Origin of the sequence: Butyrivibrio sp. AE3006 (assembly GCF_000424165.1) — a bacterium.
In the GTDB taxonomy this organism is placed as follows: Bacteria; Bacillota; Clostridia; order Lachnospirales; family Lachnospiraceae; genus Butyrivibrio.
This window is the reverse complement of sequence record NZ_KE384145.1, coordinates 125,114-140,024: the sequence shown is the minus strand read 5'-3', so window position 1 is coordinate 140,024 and position 14,911 is coordinate 125,114. Positions and strand designations below refer to the sequence as shown.

Sequence of the window (14,911 nt, the reverse complement as noted above, 5' to 3'; positions counted from 1 at the left end):
GATATAAGAACTAGAAGCTGGGCAGAGCTTAAATAGTTATGCCCGGTTTCTTTTTTATTCCAAAAAGTAATTCTCAAAATGGGCATAGCTTAGTTAAGTGTTGTGTTTTTTAGTGTTAACATGGAGGGCTGCTTATGAGAATTGCCAGTAGTAACATCAACCTGATTTCAGAGAGAAAATATGTGTCACGCTCTGAATTTCGAATGGAGAAAGGGATGACTTCCATCAGTAACAAAAGTGAAGGGGTAGCAGATTTCAGGGATGTACTGTTTACCAATTATAATGCGGAAGGAGAATTTGCTGTTATGAGCGACACTCCGGAAGATAAGAAGGTGTCGGAGATAGATGAGCTAAGGCGGCAGATCGTTGAAAAGCTTCTAAATATTATGCAGATATTATTCGGAGGTAGCGAAGGTAAAAACAGTAGAACCAGTGAGTATATGAAGGAGTTAACCTCCAAAATGAATGCAGGTTCATATCAGCTAATGAGTGTAACTACTTCTACATACACTCGTATAGAAGAGGAACACACAGCGTTTGAGGCTAGTGGCATTGCCATGACAGAGGATGGAAGGGAGCTTCATTTTGGAATAAATGTTTCCATGACAAGCAGGTTCTGCGAGTCCATAGGAGTAACACATATGCAGCCGGCACAGCTAATTGACCCACTTGTAATAAATGTGGGAAGCGGCGTTACAAGTATTTCTGATCAGTCCTTTACCTTTGATCTTGATGCTGATGGAGAAGAGGATGAGATAAAAAAGCTTGGCCCCGGAAGCGGATTTCTAGCCTATGACAGAAATGGTGACGGTGTCATAAACAACGGAACTGAGCTATTTGGTGCAAGGAGCGGTGATGGTTTTGCAGAGCTGTCTGAGTTTGATAAGGACAATAATAACTGGATTGATGAAAATGATGAGATCTATGAAAAGCTCCGGGTATGGTGCCATGATGAGAATGGCAAAGAAACTCTTTTGACATTAAAGGAGGCAGACGTTGGAGCTATTTATCTTGGAAAAGCAGATACAGATTTTACATCCAGGGGAAGTGATTTCATGATCAATGCTCAGTTTAGATCAAGCGGAGTATTTCTAAAGGAATCGACGGGTGAAGCGGGAGTGGTCCATCAGATAGATATGGCCAAGATATCCTGAGAATAAAAACGCAGCGGAATTTGTATTCATTCCGCTGCGTTTTCCTGCTTGATTAAATTTCTACTTACTCTGATACTGAAGGAGTGAAAACATACTTGCGAACAGGCATAAGTGCTGTGATCAGAATTGATCCACAGATTACGCATGCAAGAATTTCACCGGCAGCAACTGTAACCATAAAGAAAGGAATGGTACCTTCCAGACCATACGCAAACTTAAGTACAAAAGGAATAATAAGTGCATTTGAAACAACAGGCGGAAGAGTCACAAGGAATCTGTGATCCTTAAGCTTGTAAGAAGCTACCGCGGCAATTGCTGTAGCAAGTGTTCCAAATATGATGTCGGGAAGTGCACAGCCTGTGAGAACGTTGCTCAGAAAACATCCGATAATAACGCCCGGAACTGCAGCAGGTGTGAAAAATGGAAGTACGCAAAGTGCTTCGGAAATACGGAACTGAATAGCGCCGCTTGCAAGGTTGACTGTTGCTACCATCATGGTAAGCACAACATAGATAGCAGCTATAATGGCTGCCTGAGTCATAAATAATACATTCTTTTTCATTTCTGTCTCCTTTAGGTTTTTGCGAGTGGGAAGGAAGACTTACATATAAATAAGTCGTAAACACTCGTATTAAAAATGTAGCGTATGCTAATATAACACTCGAAGCAATTAATGGCAAGCATTATTTTTCAGGATTCATAATTATGTCTATTATCATATCCTGACTTTCTGTAGGCATATCCTCATATATTGGAAGGACAAGAACTTTTTTGGAAAGGTCTCTTGCTGCATCAAGGCTGCAGTTCTTATATTTGTTTTTAAAGCAGCTCTGATCGGAGGTTACGGGATGGAAATATTTTCTGGTATAAATATCCTTCTCCCTTAGCTTGGTGTAAAGCATATCTCTGGTAATGGCATAGTCATCCTCAAGAATTATGGGATAGTAAGCATAGTTCCTTGTGGCATCCTTTCGCTGATTAAGGAAGCTGATGCCGGTCACGGATTTTAATGCATCATCATATCTTTTTGCGCACTGGCTTCTGGATTCAATAGCGGCATCTATATGCTTTAAATTGCAAAGGCCCATTATTGCGCAGAACTCATTCATCTTGGCATTTGCTCCAACCTCTACAACCCGCTCCTCGCCGCGAATCCCAAAGTTTTTAAGGTTGTAGAGCTTTTCATAAAGGGCAGGATCGGAGAATACTGCCGCGCCGCCCTCGATGGTATTAAATACCTTGGTGGCATGGAAGCTGAAAATTGAGGCATCACCGAGATTGCCAACTCCGACGGATTCCTCTTTATTTCCGGAAGAAGACTTCATTATGATTTTTTCACCAAAGGCGTGGGCTGCATCATAAATGACCTTAAGGCCATAGTTATAGGCAATTTCTTCAATTTTTTCATAATTACAGATGTTGCCGTAAACATGCACAGGCATGATAGCCACGGTTTTTTCTGTTATCAGATCTTCAATTTTGCTCTCATCAATTGTGCCATCCTCCGGCTTTATATCGCAGAATACCGGCTCAAGCCTGTTTCTTACGATGGCGTGAGTCGTGGAAATAAAGGTGAAGGGTGTAGTAATAACTTCGCTGCCCTCAGGAAATCCAAAGGACTGGAGCGTGAGCTCCAAGGACATGTGACCATTCACCATAAGGGAGACAAAGGGGACATCTAAAAATGTTCTCATTTTGTCTTCAAGCTCTCTGTGATAGTGACCCATATTTGTGAGCATGTGGGTATCCCATAGAGGCTTTATGGCTTCGATGTATTCTTCATAAGATGGCATGGATGATTTGGTGATAAATATTTTACTCATTGTGCTCTCCCTAACTCGACTGCTTTGTCGATGAGCTTTTGAAGTTCTGCTTTGATATCAACGTCTGCAGTTTTGTTCTTCTGAGATGCCCTGGCTTTGTCTGACTGTTCTTTATAAAAGGTGTTATCTGTGATGTACCTATGAGCAAGGGATATCATCTCTTCATAGTCTTTACATATAAAATCCTCACCTGCAAAAGCACTTACGTCGCAGTCCGGAAGTGTGATCACAGGAATTCCGTTAATAAGTGATCTTAATGCGCCTCCTGCACCGCCTGATCTTTTGGGATTCAGGAAAAGATCGGTGATACGAACTGTCTGAACAAAGTCTTCTCTGTAACCAAGTCTTACTGTGTGAGTATCGATGTCTTCGGGAAGTGGAAGCTCGTAAATTCCGATTATTACGAAGGCTACATTTTCATTTTCTGCAAGTATTCTGCTCATAACAGCTTTGAATTCATCAGTGATCTCATCATCAAGACGATTTCCTATTATGGATATAACAAAGGAATCTTTGTCTATTCCAAAAGCTTCTTTTGAATACTTTTTTTCCGTGGCATTTTCTGTAAGAGGCAGGGACTTAAGATTGATATAAAGAGTCTCCTGACCCTGGGAATGTATAAATTCCTCCTCTTCCTCTGCCTGATTTTTCTGATAGGACACCAGCAGGTGAGCATCAGATATGTCATAGTTATTTCCTGCAGGAATCGAGATGAAGGTGGACATTGACCGCCATAACAGGTCTGTGCGGGGAAAACCGCCAAACTGAAGTATGAATTCAGGCTGTTTGTAATACAGTGCACCGATAACTTCAATCTGCTTGTCGCGTGATGCGCTGTTTAAATCAATCTGATAATAATGGATGTCCTCATCATGAAAACGATATACCTGATCACCCCAGTCAGGAAAATAGTTAGGAGTGACTATATCGCCTGCCCAGTAAGCAGCGGTGGAATTAATATCAACAGGTTCTCCCATAACAAGGAGCTGAACAAGATAGCCAAAGTATTTTTGCAGATACCAGCAAAGGGAAAGCACAAGTCTTGAGGGCGCATGTCTCTCGCCAAGAAGCTGGCCTGTTACAACAAAAATAAGGTTATGATTGCGCTGCTCGTACGGAATCATGTCGATGGAAACATTAAGCTCGCGGATAAATCTCTCGGAGAGATGCCTGTTTAATTTTCTCATGAAAGGGTAGTCATCTCTTTTTCCGCCGGCAAAACGATAATATCTTGTTTGAAAAAGAAGAGCCGACGTAAGCTTAATATCGAGGGGATCAGTTAGCATAATATTCTCAATCCTGACAAGGTATTCAGGATCAGAGGTGCTAAGATAAACCGCAGACAAAAAAAGAATATGTAACTGTACATCATCGGAAAAAGCCCGGTCAGAAAGAGAAAGGAGTTCATCAGGACTCCAACCGGAATTCTTTATTTCAGAAGTAAGCGCATCGATATTGGATTCGTAGTCATCAGTGCGCTCAGGATAGTTCGAATTAATTACAGCCAAAACCCTGTCACACAGGTTTTCAAAGCTTTTCATGTTTCCCCCTCATCAAAGCTCTCGTAAAAAAGTGTGCATATATTATTATTTATCGACATCCTATGTTCATATTATACTCTGAATTGTGGTAAAATATGAAAAGAAAATTTTGTTTGGGGGACGTTGACTTATGGGGATGAATCATAGGATTCATATCGGCTTGAATTTTCATGTAAATTTCTGCCACGCTGATCGTGGTGATTCCAATGACAATAACGGATTTGGCAGAGACCTTGCCCAGATTCGCAGTATCCTTGAGATACTTGGAAAAGCAAATAATGAAGGGCAGCCTGTGCGTGCAGCATGGGATTTTGAGAATGAATATACTCTTGGAAGAATTCTTCCATCACTGGGGCCTGATGTGATTGAGGGCGTAAAAGCAAGACTGAGGGAGAGAGGCGATGAGCTTATGATCTCCGGAAGTCATGCGGATATTTTGGCTGCCATGACTGGAGAAGAGCTAAAGGTAGCGGTCAAGGGAGCAAACAATATTTTGGGGGATACATCCGATACCCTGTGCTCTTATAAAAATATCTTTTCACCAACACAGATCGGCCTTCTGAAAAAAACAGGGGTGGGCACTGTGGTTCTTGGTAACAGTAGTGTCGGTCCCGATGCACTTTCCACAGTAGCACCTGAACTTAGAAAATCAGCATATGTTCAATATAATCCCACAACCTACAGACATGGCAATGAATCCATCACGGTAATGCCATCATATTCACCGGCAGATCTTGTGGATGCGGGAGCACTTAAAAATCTTCTTTTGGAGCTTAGAGAAAAACAGCTGTCAGGAGATATTGAGAGTGATCTTTTCATTCTTATTAGTGAGGATATTAGTAGCCCGTTTTGGGAGAGCCTTGGCATTCATTCTTTGTTTACACCTGTAACAGGAACAGAAGGCCTTGCAGGATTCCTTAAGGATTTAAGGAAGCTTGATTATGTGGCTTATAATACCCCTTCAGGATATTTGAAGGATCACCCCGCTGTTTCTGAATTTTCTTTTGCAGGGGATATTTCAGGTGCGGGAGATCTGTCAGCTATAGGTGAACTTCCCTATGAAAGACTTTTCCATACAAGGGCGGAGAGAGCCAGAATGTACAGCAAAACATATGCTGCAGATAAGGCATCCGAGACATTGTCTTCAAGAGTTAAGCTTTTATCCGGAATAGGTTTTTCAGGAGCAAGTCCCGCTCCTGTAAGAGAGAGATTTGATGCTGCTGATAAGCTTTCACGTGAAATTCAGGAGACAGAGAGAAAAGCAGTCAACGAAAAAGAGATGTCCATGCGTACCAGTGGCCGTCAAAGGCTTAATAACAGCGCTATTGGCAAACATCTTTACTCCAGAAGAAAAGATGATGAAGAGAGAAATTCCTTTATCATAATGAATACAGCAGGTCAGAAAACCATGACCTTCCAGCTTGCTATAGAAAGCGGGCAGTGTCCCAAGATCGGTACACTTGTGCTTGAATGCGACGAGTGTCAGATAGACAGCTATACCGCCATCCCTATGGATTTCGACGGACGCTTTGTTGTAAGCGCCTTTGTGATGATGAGATTTGTGGAGGTTCAGAATACCTATAAGATCTATTATCACTTTGACAGATCCGATCTTCCTAAAGAAGTTCATAAGCCTTTGATCGAGGTAAAGCCTGAAGAGATTCCTGTTTTCCATGCAGAAGGTGCCATGAAGAGACTTCTTGAGGCCCAGGGGAAACTTAAGAAACCCGAAGAACCCAAGCAGGATGAGAACAAGGCTGTTGCTGACAGAATAGCTGCCATGAATGATGCGGCTTCTGTAGGACGTGCTGCAGTAGCAAATGCGGTTACTGAAAAAGAATCCTATGTTGTAGAAAGCAGAAGCAGGAACCTCAGAATAGTGATCACAGGAACAGGTGCCACCAAGGGTAAAGTACGTGAAGTATTTTACGGCGATGAGAAAATCGGTGATGATCAGTTCCTTGCTTCATACCTTAAGTCAAATGGTGTCGTAAAAGAATTTGAGTGTAAGAAGATTGAGGATGTAGAGATTGCAGGAAGAGGTGAAGGCGTAAGGATAACAGGGGAAGTTCATGATTCCTTTGGAAGTGCACCCGGTAACTATACCCTTATGTTTATAAGTTCTCCTGCACTTAAAGGTGCTGATGGAATCTTCGTTTATCTGGATGTAAAATATCCTGATCCGTCAGGTCTTGGAATAAAGAAGTACGAGGAAGTCGCACCCTTCCAGATTTCACCTTTATACAGAGCCGGCGTTTCTGTTATCAGGAAGGGCTTTGCCGGAGAAATCTCCGATTATCCCGTGTCAGGTTTTACAAAAACTGTAAGGGAGAACTCAAATGTCAGCTCATTTAATCATCAGCTGACAGCAGGACTTGTGGGATTAAAAGGCGCTTTATCAGGTCTTACCATAAGCTTTGCAAGAGAGGTTCTTGGCAGCATGGCGGTATGTCCCGGAAGACTTGTTACTGACGGCGACGGACAGCATGTAAGCCTTAATCCGTTTGGAACTTATGGCAGGAGCGACAGGAAATATCCTTCTTTGAGCGCAGGAATAGTTCAGAAATACAGCGATATTGTAAATGAAGGAAAAGTCTACAACGCAGCTGAGGGCTATGGCGGTGTTCGTGAAAAAATGTGTATGTGCCTTGCAGGTTTTGCAGGTGCAAACATGACCGATGCGCAGATCGGTGAACTGACTGCCTTTAGTGACGGAGCAGTAATCTGCGGAGATGAAGCAGGAGTTATACATCCCTTCGAGGGCGATAATGTCGAACTTCCCAGTAAGTTTAAAACACTTCCTGCAGGAAGCGATATGCCTGTAGATGAGATGCTTCTTAAACCCATCAGGACTGAAATTGCTAAATACATAAAGGGTAAAAAGAAATAAATATTGATGAACAAACGTAATGATTTTTCAAAAGGAGCTATGACAGGATGTGTGGCAGCGCTGCTAACGGCAGCGTTGTTCATGGCTATTTGCATGATAGAAAGAATAGCTCCTTTTGGTGACAAAACATTTTTATATCTGGATATGAAACAGCAATATGTTGATTTCTATTCCTATTACAAAGCCGTCTTCCATGGTCAGGACGGCTTTTTGTGGTCTGAAAACTGCGGACTTGGAAGTAGCATGACGGGTATCTGGACATATTACCTGACAAGTCCTTTTCTAATACCCTTTATCTTTATATCTGAAAAAATGATTCCCACTGCGGTTACGCTTCTTATCTGCGCAAAGATGGTAGTGGCAGCTTTTTCAATGGGAGTACTTATGAACTATCTCTCCAAAACCGTGGAGGAAAGCTCCTTTGATGAAGGCGCTGCAGGCACTGTATTAAAGGCTGTTTTTGGTACAGCTTATGCCTTTAGCGGCTGGATGGTATCCAACATGACAAATACCATGTGGGTTGACGTGGCAGCTATTCTTCCTTTAGTTTTTATGCTTTATCTAAAGCTTCTTCGAAATGAAAAGAGAGTTAAGGTCCTTTATGTCATAAGTGCGATGGTTATGATTTTTCTGAATTATTACATTGCTTTTATGATGGCGTTATTCTTTGTGATCTTTACGATTTTGCTGCTGGTATTCAGATTCATTGATGGCAAGAGCTTTTTGCGAGTTGCCCTTTATTCACTGCTGTCAGTGATACTTGATCTTTGGTTTTTGATCCCTGTTGTTTTAACTCTGAGAGGCAGCAACAAGGATCACAGTAAAGGCCTGTCAGCAGCATTTCAGAATATATTGCCATCATCTGAAGCTGCAGGTAAAAATATCTCACCCTTAAGCGTTGTCTCAAAGCTCTTTTCCATGAGCTACGACAGTATAGAGATAATGGACGGGCTTCCAAATATCTATGTGGGCACGGCTGTTTTTGTTGTTGTGATTCTTTTCTTTTTGAATATCAGGATAGATTTCAGGAAAAAGATGGCAGCATTTACTTTTATGCTTATTACGATGGCGTTTTTTTGTGCGGATACACTTAATAAGCTTGCTCATTTTGGGACTGATGCTTACGGCTACCTTTACAGATACTCTGTAATCTTTTCATTCTTTTGTCTGATACTTGGATTTGTATGTCTGTGCAATGGGGATGGAATTACCATTGGAGGAGCAATTATAAGTGGCGCTATGGCAGAGATTTTGCTGATTGCTTCGTATGTGCTTCCTGTGAGATTTATCACTGCTAAGGTGCTTGTCATAAACACTGCAATTATAATCAGCATTTCAGGGTCGATAATTTTATCTGTTGTATGTAAGGGCAAAGCTGCATTAAGAAGATGTCTTGTGGTATTTTCCTTAGCTGTTTTGGCAGCAGAGCTCTCGCTTAATTTTATATGGATCTACAGACATCAGTCGGTTAATGCAACATCAAGAGGTGATTATCTAAGTCAGATAGAAGGAATAAGATCAGCTCTTGATGTGATTGATGAACATGAAAAGACAGGTGCGGACAGCCGGAATGACGACTACAGGATAGAGACCTATGCGGGTAGAACAGCCAATGACGGAATACATTTTGGATACAACAGTGTATCTACCTACAACAGCCTTTTGAAGGTGGAGGACAGAGTTCTGCTTTATAAGCTTGGCTTTAATGATAACGGTCTTTATACTGAGTATACAAAAGGAAATACCAGGCTTGCGGATGAACTTCTTGGAATAAAATATATTATTACTGACGGCAGTACTGAGGCTGGAGAAGGGCAGCAGCTTATCGCACAGAATGTCCTTATGAATGAAAAGGTGCTTTCTTCTGATAAGTATATTGAGGAAAAAAATGTGAAGGAATGCATTAAATATGTTGAGACTGCTTCGGATTCAGATAATCCGTTTGAGGTTCAGAAGATTTTGTATGAAAAGCTGACCGGTAATGTTTGCGAAAACTTTGCAGAGGCAGACGTGGTAAGTGCAAAATCTAAGGATGGTGTAAGTCTTGATATTACCGCAAAAGAAGATGGTGCTCTGTATTTTTATATGGCCAGAGATAAGGTTACTGAGAGAAGCTTAGAGCTTTATCTTGACGGAGAATTCCTATCAGGCTATGGAAATGCTTCAAGTCAGAAGGTTATATGTCTTGGATATTTTATGAGCGGCGATAGCTGCAAACTGGAAATAAAAACGGATGCCATGGGAGATATTCCCGCAGCACCCGTTGTAGTTACCGAACTTTATTCTCACTAAGATCGGTTCTGTCTGTGTATATGCCTTTTATTCCAAGATCAAAATATGATGCGATGGCGGCATCCTCATTTACTGTATGAACATAAATGGGGGTGTCTGTTTTTTTCAGGATTTCCATAAACTGCGGATCATCAGCCCACTCTGCGTAAACAGTAAAGCCTACCAGGTGCTTTTTTGCGATATCCATAAGGGCTTTTTCAGTTCGCTCAGATTCTTCTGTTTCGTAGAGGGTGTAGATCACATGGTCAAATCCCGAGCGGATTACAGGCTCGTATTCTTTTGCATGGTAGATCTGAATTATAAAGCGGTCCTCTAGATCCGTGTAATCATGGGATACCATTTTGCAGAATTTCTCGTTTTCTTCCTTTGTGTCAGTGACAATAAGAAGGTCTTCGTGAGCTCGCATAAATTCTGCCACATCCTCAAAGGTCATGGGAGTAAAGCATCCATCAATTTTGCATTCAAGATAATCTGCCAGTGAAGGAGCAACTCCGGGAGTCATCTGCTCATCGCCCTTATATAGATCACCCCAGGCATAGCCCGGTACCAGATGATCATCGCTGGTATAATGAAAATCCATCTCAATTATGCGGTTCCCCGCATTATAGCTGTTTTCCAGGGCTTCCTTTGAATTGGTATAGGTATAGAGATTGCCGTTTTCATCAGCTATCTCGCCGCATGCATGAATAATATATTTGTTTTCTGCAAAGTATTCTCGCATGGCATCCACCTTTGCAGTTCTTTTTGCGCCTCCGCAGCCTGTCAGAAAAGAAAGCATGCAAAAACATGCTGCCACGCGTAAAATAAAGCTTTTCATGATTTTGTTTGCACTCCATGTTATAATATTGCTGCTTTTGATTATATCATTTTTGGGAGTTTTTAATGGGTAAGAAAAAGAAATTAGTTTTTAGAAATATACCGGTAACGCTTATCATGACGATACCGTTTTTATTGTTTTTTACTGCCTGGTGGTTTTTCCATACCTGGAGCACCATGACGGTTAATGAGCTTGTATTCAATATAAAGATGTCGATGTCAGGTGCATCACATGCCATGATAAAGCTGTTTTTGATGGAGGCTCTGCTTCCTACGATTGTGGCAGGAATTATCCTGTATCTGATAATAAGCTTTGCAGGCAACAAGGTATTTGGCGGCAAAAAGAGACTTATTCTGATCCTGGTTGATATAGCGGTTTTGATAGCAGCCATTGCTTATACCTGGGTTATGCTTGATATGACAAAGTATATCGAGCAGCAGATAAATGCATCAAAATTCATCGAAGAAAACTATGTGAATCCCAATGACGTGACCTTGGAATTCCCTGTAAAGAAAAGAAATCTTATCTATGTTTATCTGGAGTCTGTAGAGGTTACGGATGCAGATAAAGAAAACGGCGGATCCTTTGAGAAGAGCCGGATACCCGAGCTTACTCAGCTTTCTCACGAAAATGAGAACTTCAGCGGTGATAATAAAACTCTTGATGGCGGATTTTCCATGCCCGGGACTGACTGGACTATGGGTGCTATATTTGCTCAGTCATCAGGCCTTCCTTTGCAGATTCGAATTGAAGCAAACAGCATGTCAAGCCAGGAGAAATTCTTCCCCAGCGTTTGTGCAATAGGAGATATCCTTGAAGCAGAGGGCTATCACAATGAATTTGTCTGCGGATCGGAAGCGGGCTTTGGCGGAAGAGAGCTGTTTTTCAAATCTCATGGTAATTATGATATCTGCGATTACCCCTATGCCAAGGAGCAGGGATGGATTCCTCAGGACTACGGCGTGTGGTGGGGCTATGAAGATGAGAAGCTTTTTGAGTTTTCTAAAAAGAGACTTGAGGAATTGTCAAAGAGCGATGACCCCTTCAATCTCACAATTATTACTGCGGATACCCATTTTGAGGATGGTTATGTGTGCAGACTTTGCGAGAACGAGTTTGAGGATCAGTATTCAAATGTTTATGCCTGCTCAAGCAGACAGGTAACTGAATTTGTGAAGTGGATAAAAGAGCAGGATTTCTATGAAAATACCACTGTAGTTCTTGTGGGAGATCATCCCACAATGGATGCTGATTTCTGCGCCATGATAGACGAGGATTATGTCAGAAGAGTATATACCTGCTACTTAAATGCAGATGCCAGTGTACAGCAGACAGGCAAGAGAAGAGAGTACACTACATTTGACATGTTCCCCACAACCCTTGCAGCTATGGGCGTAAAGATTGAAGGTGACAGACTTGGACTTGGAACAAACCTCTTTTCATCTGAGGATACGCTCCTTGAAAAATATGGTATGGAGCATGAGTTCGAGGAGCTTTCAAGAAGGTCTGCTTTCATGGATGAGCTGGCAGAGATGGATGAATATGACATCGCCATGCAGAATTACAGCGATCCTACAGCAGCTGCAGATATTTCGATTGAAGATGACGGAACAGTAAGGATTGTTGTTTCTGATATCCAGAATGTAAATGAGCAGATCACAAGTGTTGAGCTTAACTGTGTTCCGGATGGGGATTCATCAAGGAAGATAGTCCTGAATATGGACAAACAACCGGATGGGTCTTATGTTTCTGAAGTGTCTTTGGCAGACATAGATGTGGACGATACAGATTTCAATATTTATGTAAACAGTGCCCTTGGTTCAAGATGGCAGGTATTTGCTCAAAGGGGTGACATGAATCTCAAGCAGACAGATTTTGCAGAATACCTTTCTGCCATCGAAGACTACCTTGAAACCGGTAACTACACAGTTCTGATTTCTACTCGTAAGAACGCAACGGCCCGTCTTACCAAGGACAACATTGCAGCACTTAATGAAATCGGAATCACCGATGATATAGTATCCGGTGAAGATATGACAATAGTTGCAGCACTTTCCAAGGACAGCTCCGAGAGCCACGTAACAAAAGATTACGTTGAAATCACCGGCACAATACCCAATGGAACCACCTACCTCGTAAAGGGCAGTTGGAACGGTTCCGACGAAGGCAGCTTTGGCATCATCGTGGATGACACTGACCGTATGATCCAACGTAAAGGTCTTCACTTTGCAGTCATAAACAACCAGACCGGCCGCGTCATCGACTGCGTCGACTTTGACCTCATCGATGGCGAAACAAGACGCTGACCTATGCTGCGGTTAGCAGAACATCTGCGCCTTTAGATTATCAAAATGGTCCATTGACAGCTCGTTATGCTCGCTTGTTTTCAAAACCAATAGTAGGTATAAGAAAACGAGCGCTCGCATATAATCGCTGACAATGGACCTTTTGCATAATAAAAAGCGCAGATGCTAGTTATCCAAGGGAGATGATCATTTCGGCGGTTTCCAGGAGGGAGGTACCGGAGTCCATGGAGCATTTTTGGAGGTAACGATGGGCCTCCGGTTCTGTCATTTTGTGACGATCCATTAGGAGAGCTTTGGCTGAGTCTATGACTTTTTGGTCCTCGGCACTTCTGAAACGATGCTTTTCTTTGATCTTTTTTCTGCGTTTTGTGACACCCTCTACCATGAGCTCTAAGGTGGAAATCAGGTCGTTCTTTTTAAGGGGTGTGGGCAGATAGATTATGTTTTCCGGGAAGACTGCTTCGTCAGTTTTGGAAGGGCTTGCGATCAGCAGCATGCTGAAATATTCGGACATGTTTTCTGCAAGTTCATTGTAGAGCATGTCACCCAGACGATAGCCGCACACAATTACTCCACTACCCAGATTCTCCATAGCAGAGAGGACCTGGGCACCGGAGGTACACACATACGCCGGCTCAAAACCGCCACGCATCAATATGCTTTTGAAATTTCCGGCATCAGTCTGCGATGCAAATGCGACAATGATGTTCTGCAAGCTCTAAAATCTCCCGAAGTTACTGGTTTCTTAAATACTCCTTCAGCTCCCACTGAGTTACGCAGGTTCTGAAATTCTTCCATTCCTTTTTCTTGGAATCAAGGAATTTACTGTAAACAGTCTCTCCAAGAATATTCTTAACAAAAGAATCATTGCTGTATGCTTCAATTGCTTCGCCGAGAGTCTCGGGAAGAGTTGTGAGACCTTCGCTGTGTCCTGCTACAAGTTCATCGGGAGGAGTGAGCTTTTTCTCAATACCATCCATACCTGCAGCCAGGATAAGAGCCAGTGCAAGATAGGGATTGCTGGTAGCATCAGGGTTCCTGAGCTCTATGCGGATACCGCTACTCTTTGCAGAATGTACTCTGATAAGGGCACTGCGGTTAGATGAAGATGATGACCAGGAAATGAAAACAGGTGCGTCGTATCCCGGAACAAGTCTCTTATATGAATTTACAAGTGGATTGGTTACCAGGGCCATACCCTTTATATGCTGCAAAATACCTGCGATGAAGCTCTTTGCTGTACCTGACAACTCGCTGCCATCAGCAAAGACGTCCTTTCCGGAATTGTCCTCGCAGAGAATATTTATATGCATACCTGAACCGTTGATCCCTTCCTTGGGCTTTGGCATAAAGGTTGCATACAGACCGTGCCTCTTGGCAATGGTTTTTACAGCCATCTTGAAGGTCATGATCTTATCTGCCATTATCTCAGCGTTGTCCTCAGTAAAATCTATTTCGTGCTGAGCAGGAGAAATCTCATGATGGGATGAGGTTATATTAAAATCAAGCTCTTCAAGGTTCATGATGATGTCGCGGCGGACATTTTCGCCCTGATCAGCAGGGGCAAGATCAAAATAGCCTGCTCTCTCATGGGTATTGGTGGTAGGCTGACCTTCATCATCAAGATCGAACAGGAAAAATTCCAGCTCAGGATCTGCTTTAAATGAAAGGCCCATATCTTCTGCACGGGACAGAACCTTTTTCAGAATATATCTGGGGTCACCTTCGAAGGGCTTCCTGTCAGAGGAGTATACGTTGCAGAACATTCTGGCAACCTTGCCGCTCTGAGGGCGCCAGGGATATATCTGGAAGCTGTCCAGGTCCGGATACAGATACAGTTCACTATCGTGGTCCTGACCAAAACCTTCTATTGCAGAACCATCAAAGAAGCACTCGTTATTAAGAGCAGCATCGAGCTGGTTCGCAGTGATTGCTATATTTTTGGGAGTTCCGTAGATATCGCAGAATTGAAGTCTGATGAAAGCCACATCCTCTTCATCGACAATCCTGAATATATCCTCTTTTGTTAGTTTGCTCATATGACCTCCTAAATCGTTTTACAATTATCTACTATTGTAATTCAAAATC

General features: G+C 42.4%; 10 protein-coding genes. 4 read left to right on the top strand and 6 right to left on the bottom strand.

Features of this window, described 5'->3' with window-relative positions:
- Nucleotides 1–134 precede the first annotated feature (134 nt).
- Nucleotides 135–1,154: a hypothetical protein gene (locus G603_RS21795; protein ID WP_051208083.1), complete on the top strand. Its 1,020-nt coding sequence runs from the start codon at nt 135–137 to the stop codon at nt 1,152–1,154.
- 64 nt (nt 1,155–1,218) lie between these two features.
- Here G603_RS21795 and G603_RS0117610 read toward each other — a convergent pair whose 3' ends face one another.
- The 3 genes from G603_RS0117610 to G603_RS0117600 all read right to left on the bottom strand — a co-directional run bounded on the left by G603_RS0117610 (nt 1,219) and on the right by G603_RS0117600 (nt 4,518).
- Entirely contained in the window at nt 1,219–1,716 is a 498-nt protein-coding gene (locus G603_RS0117610) for a QueT transporter family protein (protein WP_026671029.1), read from the bottom strand.
- A 121-nt stretch (nt 1,717–1,837) separates the two neighbouring features.
- Nucleotides 1,838–2,977 (bottom strand): DegT/DnrJ/EryC1/StrS family aminotransferase, encoded by a 1,140-nt coding sequence (locus G603_RS0117605; RefSeq protein WP_026671028.1) that lies wholly within the window; start codon nt 2,975–2,977, stop codon nt 1,838–1,840.
- The gene (locus G603_RS0117600; RefSeq protein ID WP_026671027.1) at nt 2,974–4,518 is read right to left on the bottom strand and encodes a hypothetical protein; all 1,545 of its coding nucleotides are present in this window, start codon (nt 4,516–4,518) and stop codon (nt 2,974–2,976) included. The genes G603_RS0117605 and G603_RS0117600 overlap by 4 nt, the downstream gene beginning before the upstream one ends.
- A gap of 130 nt (nt 4,519–4,648) precedes the next feature.
- Between G603_RS0117600 and G603_RS0117595 the strand changes: the two genes are divergently transcribed.
- Nucleotides 4,649–7,408, top strand: a complete 2,760-nt coding sequence (locus G603_RS0117595; RefSeq protein ID WP_026671026.1) for a hypothetical protein — start codon at nt 4,649–4,651, stop codon at nt 7,406–7,408.
- 6 nt (nt 7,409–7,414) lie between these two features.
- A complete protein-coding gene (locus G603_RS0117590; RefSeq protein ID WP_026671025.1) occupies nt 7,415–9,700 on the top strand; it encodes a YfhO family protein in 2,286 nt (761 codons plus the stop codon).
- On the opposite strand, the gene G603_RS0117585 is transcribed toward G603_RS0117590, so the two are convergent.
- Nucleotides 9,678–10,517, bottom strand: a complete 840-nt coding sequence (locus G603_RS0117585) for a hypothetical protein (protein WP_026671024.1) — start codon at nt 10,515–10,517, stop codon at nt 9,678–9,680. The two genes, G603_RS0117590 and G603_RS0117585, sit on opposite strands and share 23 nt — an antisense overlap.
- A gap of 65 nt (nt 10,518–10,582) precedes the next feature.
- On the opposite strand from G603_RS0117585, the gene G603_RS20965 reads away from it, so the two are divergent.
- Nucleotides 10,583–12,823 (top strand): LTA synthase family protein, encoded by a 2,241-nt coding sequence (locus tag G603_RS20965; protein ID WP_051208080.1) that lies wholly within the window; start codon nt 10,583–10,585, stop codon nt 12,821–12,823.
- A 169-nt stretch (nt 12,824–12,992) separates the two neighbouring features.
- Here G603_RS20965 and G603_RS0117575 read toward each other — a convergent pair whose 3' ends face one another.
- Together G603_RS0117575 and glnA are read right to left on the bottom strand one after the other, a co-directional pair.
- Nucleotides 12,993–13,538 (bottom strand): ANTAR domain-containing response regulator, encoded by a 546-nt coding sequence (locus G603_RS0117575; protein WP_026671023.1) that lies wholly within the window; start codon nt 13,536–13,538, stop codon nt 12,993–12,995.
- A 19-nt stretch (nt 13,539–13,557) separates the two neighbouring features.
- Nucleotides 13,558–14,862, bottom strand: coding sequence for a type I glutamate--ammonia ligase (gene glnA / locus G603_RS0117570; RefSeq protein ID WP_026671022.1), 1,305 nt, complete (start codon nt 14,860–14,862; stop codon nt 13,558–13,560).
- Between the last annotated feature and the right edge of the window lie 49 nt (nt 14,863–14,911).